The 6,874-nt window shown below is 71.7% G+C and carries 7 protein-coding genes; 6 read left to right on the plus strand and 1 reads right to left on the minus strand.

Translation table 11 applies throughout. From position 1 onward, the window contains the following. Positions 1-223 precede the first annotated feature (223 nt). Both ACRDTB_RS36655 and ACRDTB_RS36660 read left to right on the plus strand, forming a co-directional pair. Positions 224-1,306 carry an NAD-dependent epimerase/dehydratase family protein gene (locus tag ACRDTB_RS36655; RefSeq protein WP_431436853.1) on the plus strand — a complete coding sequence of 361 codons (1,083 nt, stop codon included), beginning with the start codon at positions 224-226 and terminating at the stop codon, positions 1,304-1,306. A gap of 218 nt (positions 1,307-1,524) precedes the next feature. Beyond that, positions 1,525-2,247, plus strand: a complete 723-nt coding sequence (locus ACRDTB_RS36660; RefSeq protein ID WP_431436854.1) for an RNA polymerase sigma factor — start codon at positions 1,525-1,527, stop codon at positions 2,245-2,247. A gap of 53 nt (positions 2,248-2,300) precedes the next feature. Here ACRDTB_RS36660 and ACRDTB_RS36665 read toward each other — a convergent pair whose 3' ends face one another. Continuing rightward, entirely contained in the window at positions 2,301-3,569 is a 1,269-nt protein-coding gene (locus ACRDTB_RS36665) for a nucleotide sugar dehydrogenase (protein WP_431436855.1), read from the minus strand. Positions 3,570-4,223: 654 nt separating this feature from the next. Here ACRDTB_RS36665 and ACRDTB_RS36670 point away from each other — a divergent pair. The 4 genes from ACRDTB_RS36670 to ACRDTB_RS36685 all read left to right on the plus strand — a co-directional run. Then, positions 4,224-4,829, plus strand: a complete 606-nt coding sequence (locus ACRDTB_RS36670; RefSeq protein ID WP_431436856.1) for a COG4315 family predicted lipoprotein — start codon at positions 4,224-4,226, stop codon at positions 4,827-4,829. A gap of 17 nt (positions 4,830-4,846) precedes the next feature. Continuing rightward, positions 4,847-5,377, plus strand: a complete 531-nt coding sequence (locus ACRDTB_RS36675) for a TetR/AcrR family transcriptional regulator (RefSeq protein ID WP_431436857.1) — start codon at positions 4,847-4,849, stop codon at positions 5,375-5,377. Positions 5,378-5,623: 246 nt separating this feature from the next. After that, positions 5,624-6,574 carry a cytochrome P450 gene (locus ACRDTB_RS36680; RefSeq protein ID WP_431436858.1) on the plus strand — a complete coding sequence of 317 codons (951 nt, stop codon included), beginning with the start codon at positions 5,624-5,626 and terminating at the stop codon, positions 6,572-6,574. Between the two features lie 29 nt (positions 6,575-6,603). Beyond that, a partial coding sequence (locus ACRDTB_RS36685) for a hypothetical protein (protein ID WP_431436859.1) occupies positions 6,604-6,874 on the plus strand: 271 nt, incomplete at its 3' end.

Consider the following 6,874-nt stretch of genomic DNA (forward strand, 5'->3'; position numbering starts at 1 on the left):
AGCAACAACTTTTCGTTCCTCCCGGCCGGACATCCCGTCCCGCCGACACCCAAGCTAGAACCACCCAGCACACCCGCCATCCGGGCAATCCCCCTCCCCGCACACCCCACTACGGGGATACCGGAAACCACATGCGGGGCCACTAAGGGGTTTTCCCCGCACGGGCGCCCGATTACCGCCGAACCGGCCGGGTAACCGGGTGGTTCGAGCGAGGAGGCAGGCGATGAACAGGCGAATCGTGGTCACCGGAGCGAGCGGGAACGTGGGCACCAGCGTGGTGCGGGAGCTGTCGACGGACCCGGCGGTCGGCTCGATCATCGGCATCGCGCGGCGGCGGCCGGAGTGGTCCTGCGAGAAGCTCACCTGGGAGGTCGCCGACCTGGCCGACGAGCGCACCGACCTCGGCCCGCTGCTCGGCGGCGCCGACGTCGTCATCCACCTGGCCTGGATGTTCCAGCCCGCCCGCGACCCGGTGACCACGTGGCGTACCAACGTGCTCGGCGGCATCCGGCTGTTCGACGCGGTCGCCCGGGCCGGCGTCCCGTCGCTGGTGTACGCGTCGTCGGTCGGCGCCTACTCGCCGGGGCCCAAGGACCGAAAGGTCACCGAGGACTGGCCGACCCACGGGTGGCCGGCCGCCTCGTACCCGCGGGAGAAGTCCTACCTGGAGCGGGTGCTGGACACCTACGAGCGGGACCACCCGGAGGTCCGCGTCGTACGGATGCGCCCGACGTTCCTGTTCAAGCGGGAGTCGGCGAGCGAGCAGCGACGGCTGTTCGCCGGCCCGCTGGTGCGCGGCGGCATGGTCCGCTTCGTCCCCGTGGTGCCCGACGTGCCGGGGCTGCGACTGCAGGCGCTACACACCGACGACGCGGCGCGGGCCTACCGGCTCGCCGCGCTCGGCGACATCCGCGGGCCCGTCAACCTCGCGACCGACCCGGTCCTCGACGCGGCCATGCTGGCCGAGATCCTCGGCGCCCGCGTGGTGAAGCTGCCCGCCGCGGCGCTGCGCGGCCCGCTCGCGGCGGCCTGGCGGCTGCACGCGACACCGGCGTCGCCGGACCTGTTCGACGCGGCGCTGCGACTGCCGCTGCTCGACGCGACCCGGGCACACACCGAGCTCGGCTGGCAGCCCGACCACGATGCCGCCGCCGCGGTCTCCGAGCTGCTGGCCGGGATGCGCGACGGCGCCGGCATGGCGACCCCGCCCCTCACGCCGGACCGGCGGCCCGTAACCCGGCGGAAACGCCGCGCGGGACCCGGTTCGCTGAGCCGGTACTTCCGCGAAAAGAGTTCCCGGGGATAGGTGTTTGAACGTGCCGGCGCCCGGGCATCCCGTCGTCCGGCTGGCGCGCCGAAGAAAATGACAAGCACGTATGTCAATTACTCGCCGGACGACCAGCCACTGGGCCGCAACTCGGACGAGATTCATTCGTTCTAGTTGTCAGCGACGCGGATTTCGGAATATCCGGGCACCGCGTAGGACAATGTCGTGGGAAAGCCCACTGGCTCGAGGGGATTCTGGTGACCGAGGCACTGGAGCGGGTCTCCGACACGGAATTGATCACGGCGGTCCGGAATGGGGACCCGTCGGCGTTCGGGGTGCTCTACGAGCGGCACCTGGTGGCCGCCAAGCGGGCGGCGGCCTGCCTCGTGAAGGTGCCCGCCGAGCGCGAGGACCTCGTCGCCGAGGCGTTCACCCGGGTGCTGCGGGTGCTGCGCGATGGCCGTGGCCCCGACGACGAGTTCCGGCCGTACCTGTTGGTCACCTTGCGGAACACGGCCGTCCAGGGCACGACGCGGGGCGCGGCGACGGCGCTGTACGCCGAGGTGCCGGACGTGTGCCCGACCGGGGCCGTCGACGAACCGGTGATCCAGCGCTGGCAGGCCACGGTCGCCGCGGACGCGTTCGCGAGCCTGCCCGAGCGGTGGCGGATGGTCTTGTGGCACACCGAGGTCGAGGACGAGTCGCCCGCGCACGTGGCGCCACTGCTGGGTATGCGACCCAACAGCGTGGCGGCGCTGGCCTACCGCGCGCGGGAGGGGTTACGACAGGCATACCTGCGCATGCAGGTGCCGGAGCCTCTCCGCCGGGAATGCCGCCCGACGGCGAACAAGCTGGCCGGGTACGTCCGGCACAGCATCCCGTCGCCGCTGTCCCACAAGATCAACCGCCACCTGCGCGCCTGCCCGGACTGCCGAACCCGAGCCGCCACGCTGACGAGAGCCAACTCCGAACTGCACTAGCCTGGAAGGACGCCTTGCTGACGTTGAACGTCAGCAAGGCGTCCTTCCAGGCGTCACAGGTACTCCACGTGCTCGGCGCTGAGGCGGTGCCGGGTGTCGAGCACCAGGTCCGCGGTGCGCTCCACGAGTTCGTAGTCGACGCCGTCGTGGTCGGTGAGCAGCACGACCGCGTCGGCGAGCCGCACGCTGTCCTCGGTGAGCTCGACGGTCTTCACTCCGGCCGGACACCGGTGCGGCTCGACGTGGGCGTCGACCACCTCGACGGCCGCGCCCAGCTCCGTGAGGAGCTCGACGACCCGGAGTGCCGGCGACTCCCGGACGTCACCGGTGTTGGGCTTGTAGGCCAGACCCAGCGCGAGGAGCCGGCTGTCCGCCACCGCCTTGTGCCGCCGGTTGAGCGCGGCCGCGAGCCGTCGCACGACGTAGTCCGGCATGTGGTCGTTGACGTCGTTGGCCAGCTCCACGAAGCGGAAGCTGCGGTGCAGCCGGCGGCGGACCTGCCAGGAGAGGTAGGTGGGATCGATCGGCAGGCAGTGCCCACCGACCCCCGGCCCGGGCGTGAACCGCTGGTAGCCGAACGGTTTGGTCGACGCGGCGTCGATGGCCGCCCACACGTCCACGCCCAGGTCCCGGGCGAACATGGCGATCTCGTTGACGAGCGCGATGTTGACGTGCCGGAAGGTGTTCTCCAGCAGCTTGGCGAGCTCGGCCTCCTTGGGGGCGGCGACCACTACCGTGGTGTCCACCAGCCGGTCGTACAACGCCCGCACGGCCGCCAGCGACCGCTCGTCGATGCCGGACACGAGCTTGGGCGTGTTCACGAGGTGCCACCGGGGGTTGCCCGGGTCGAGCCGCTCCGGGCTGTACCCGACGGCGAAGTCGCGCCCCGCCGTCAGCCCGCTGCCGGCCTCCAGCAGCGGCACGAGCAGCTCCTCGGTCGTGCCCGGGTAGGTCGTCGACTCCAGCACGACCGTCGCGCCCGGACCGAGGTGGCGGGCGAGCTCACGGCCGGCGGCCTCGATGAAGGACAGGTCGGGCCGGCACTCGGTCAGCGGCGTCGGCACCGTGATGATCGCCGCGTCGAAGCCGGCGACGTCCGCGTAGCCGGCCGTCGGCAGGTACCGGCCGGTCGCGAGCGCGGCGGCCAGCTGCGTGTCGGTCACGTCGGGCACGTAGGACCGCCCGGAGACGAGCGCGTCGATCCGGCACTCGTCGAGGTCGACGCCGACGACGGAGAAGCCGGTGCGCACCGCACGCACGGCGATGGGCAGGCCGACGTAGCCCTGCCCGATGACCGCCAGGCGCTCGCCGGGTGCGCTCATCCGCCGTGTCCAAACAGGACGAAAAGTGTGGCGAGCGCGTGCTGGCGTCGGCTTCTGCCTGGCATTCCCACGATCCCTTCGCGACGAACCCCGGACTGCTCCACGCGCGCAGCGGACCGTGCTGCGGGCAGGTTCGAATCTCGACGCTGGCGACGGCCGGCGCAAGCCGTGATCGTGGGCGTGCCGCACGCCGGCCGGCGTCCCGATTTCCGCCGAGATCGGGATATGCCGCGCATATCCGCACCACAGCACGAAACGACCCGGGTCGAAACGGGTCGGTCACGGCTCGCCGAAACCATCCGAACGGGTGCCCTCGGCCGCGCTTCCATCCGCCGGTTGGTCCGCCCGGGGACCGCCTACCCCCATTCGAGTGACATTCCGTGCGCACGGATCGCTCGCGAACGTCCATGCCGTCCGAGGAAACTTGTTTCGTGATCGACTTCGCCGGGAAATGTCGCCCGGTTGTGGGCCCGACGGCTTTCCCGGCACCCGATCCCGCCGGTCGGCCCGGAGACCGACGCGCACGATCCATTACGCGCCACGGGAACGAAAGGTTCAACGTGGTCACGGAAATCACACAACCCCGCATTCGTCGAACCCTCCGGCGCCGCGCGGCGTAACCACCGCACACGTGGTTGCGACGGAGGAGCAGCAATGTCTACTCAGGACAACAGCAGCGCGGCACGACCTGTCCTCGTCACCCGCGCCGCGACGGGCCTCGTGGCCCGCCTCGTCATGACGCTCGGCACGGCGGCCCTGCTCGCCGCGTGCGACTCGGGCGGCGCCGCCGGCGACGGCACCGGGGAGGGCTCCGGCGACGGTGACACCTCGTCGGCCACCGTGGCGGTGCGCACCGAGGAGCATCCGGAGCTGGGCAGGATTCTCGTCGACGCGTCTGGAAAGACGCTCTACTTCGCCGACCAGGAGGCGGACGGCACGATCCGCTGCGTCGACGACTGCCTCGGGTTCTGGTTCCCGGCGACGACCTCCGAGGGCACGGCGCCGGCCGCCCCGGGCGTGCCCGCGCTCGACGTCGTCCGCCGCTCGGACAACGGGCAGGACCAGCTCACCTACGCGGGCAAGCCGCTCTACACCTTCCAGCTGGACAAGTCCGCGGGCGACGTCGAGGGCGACAACCTCGAGGACGACTTCGGCGGCACCCACTTCGTCTGGCACGTGGCGAAGGTCGACGGCGAGAGCACGCCCACTCCCTCGACCGGCGCGGGTGGCGGTGGCGGCTACGACGGGCCGGGCTACTGACCGCGTGCGCCATCGAGGTGATCGTCGAGGAAGGGTTCGCGCAGGCGTCCCTGGCGCGGATCGCGCAGCGGGCTGGAGTGGCCAAGAGCGTGGTGCTCTACCAATTCGCCAACAAGGACGAGCTCGTCGAGCAGGTGCTGATGGCCGTGTCGACGGCCAGCGCCGCGCAACTGCCCGAACGCATCGCCGCGGCCGGCGGCGCGCGGGACAAGCTCCGGGTGGCCATCGAGACCATCGCGGCCTTCATCGACGGCAACCGGACCTACGCGCTCGCCGGCCTCGAGACGTGGAACCAGACCCGCTCGCTGCCCGGCCGGACGCGGCTCGCCGCGGATCCGGCCGGCGCCGGGGTGGAGGGCATCCGCCTGCTCCTCGCCGAGGGCCAGGCCGCCGGCGAGCTCGGCGAGTTCGACCCGCACGTGGTCGCGGTGATGTTCCGGCAGGCCGTCGACGCGATCACGCTCGAGGCCGCGATCGACCCCACCGCGGACCTGACGGCATTCGCCGCCCAGCTGGTGGCGATGTTCGACCGGGCGATCAGCCCGTGACCTGAGAGAGAACATGGCAACAGCGGAGCTGTCCACGATGCCGCCGCTCACCGACGGCGGTGCCGAGCGACTGACCTGGCTCGCGCGGATGCGTGCCGAGCAGCCGCACCGGGTGGACGCGAACGGCGGGCACCACGTGTACCCGATACGCCGATTTCCAGGCGATCCTCTCCGACCCGCGCTTCTCGTCGAACCTCGGCCGCCTCATGCCGTTCATCGACCCCCGAGAAGCTCAGCGCGAACCTGATGTGGACCGACCCGCCCACGCACCGGCCGCTGAGCGGCCTCGTCAGCCAGGCGTTCACCCCGAAGACCGTGGCGCGGCTGCGCCCGCGGATCGCCGACATCGCCGCCGAGCTGATCACCGGGCTGCCCGACGGCGAGTTCGACATCGTCGACGCGGTGGCCTACCCGCTCCCGTTGATCGTGATCGTGGAGCTGCTCGGGGTGTCACCGGCGGACCGGGCGTTCTTCAAGGACTGCACGGACCGCTCGCTCGGCCTGCGCGTCGATCCGGCGCTGCCGCCCGAGGAGTTGGGGCGGATCGTCGCCGACGCGACCAAGGAACCTCGACGCGTACCTGCTGGCCGAGGTCCGGCGCCGCCGGGAGCACCCATCCGACGACCTGCTCAGCGACCTCGTGGCCGCCGAGCTCGACGGCGAGCGGCTCCCGACACGAAGGTGGCGGCGCTCGCCTCGATGCTGCTCACCGCCGGGTACGTCACCACCACGCTGCTGCTCGGCAACGTCCTGCTGTGCCTGCGGGACAACCCCGGCGTGGAGCAACGCCTCCGCACGGACCGGTCACTGGTGCCGGCGGCGATCGAGGAGGTGCTGCGATGCCGGCCACCGGTGTCGCAGGCGTACCGGATCGCCGACGAGGACGTGCCGGTCGCGGGCGAGGTCGTGCCGGCGAACGGGTTCGTCACGGTCTCGGTGCTGTCGGCGAACCACGACGAGCGGCAGTTCGGCGACCCGGACCGGTTCGACCTCCACCGTGATCCGAACAAGCACCTCGCCTTCGGCCACGGCATCCACTTCTGCCTCGGCGCGCCCCTGGCGCGGCTGGAGGCCGGTATCGCGCTCAACCGCCTCTTCGACGAGCTGGCCGAACTACGAGTCGGCGACGACATCACCTTCCATGACGCGGAGTTCTACGGCGCCACCCGCATGACGGTCTCGGCACGGCGCGGCTGACCGGCCGGCATCCGTGCCAGGATGGCCGGGTGCGGGACGATCAACGACGGCGCCGGTGGCGGGTGGCCGCCGTCCTGACCGTCCTCTTCGGACTCGGCGGGCTCGTCGCCTGGCAGGTGAACGACGCGCTCGGGCTGCGCGTGCGGCCCGCGGACGTCCCGGCGGAGAGGCTGGTCGCCGCTGCACCGCAGGACGTGGCCGCGCCGCCGCGGCTGGCGGCGATCGTGGTCCCGGACCACTCGCAGGTGCGGACGGCCGCCGACGCGGTCGCCGACGCGCTGGCCGGCCGAGGCGCGCGCC

The organism is Actinophytocola sp. (genome assembly GCF_050699935.1).
GTDB lineage: Bacteria > Actinomycetota > Actinomycetes > Mycobacteriales > Pseudonocardiaceae > Actinophytocola.